Source organism: Bradyrhizobium uaiense (assembly GCF_010811875.1).
In the GTDB taxonomy this organism is placed as follows: domain Bacteria; phylum Pseudomonadota; class Alphaproteobacteria; order Rhizobiales; family Xanthobacteraceae; genus Bradyrhizobium; species Bradyrhizobium uaiense.
Map to the genome: position 1 here is coordinate 1 of NZ_VKHP01001021.1, position 243 is coordinate 243.

The following is a 243-nucleotide window of genomic DNA, read 5'->3' on the forward strand; positions in this document are numbered from 1 at the left end:
CTGCATCTATCTGACCATGGCCAGCGTCTTCCTCGCCCAGGCCACCGACACGCCGATGTCGCTGGTCCAGCAGATCGGTCTCGTGGTGGTCTGCCTGCTCACCTCGAAGGGTGCAGCCGCCGTGCCGATGAAGTTGGTCAGCGCACGCGCCTCCGACATGAAGCGGTCGATGCCGAGCAGCAGCGCGATGCTTGCCACGGGCACGTGGCCGATCGAGCCCAGCGTTGCGGCGAGCACGATGAA

The 243-nt window shown here is 65.8% G+C and carries 1 pseudogene; it reads right to left on the minus strand.

Annotated elements, in window-relative coordinates:
• Positions 1-93 precede the first annotated feature (93 nt).
• Positions 94-243, minus strand: a pseudogene (locus FNJ47_RS52665) (C4-dicarboxylate transporter DctA); the annotation flags it as partial.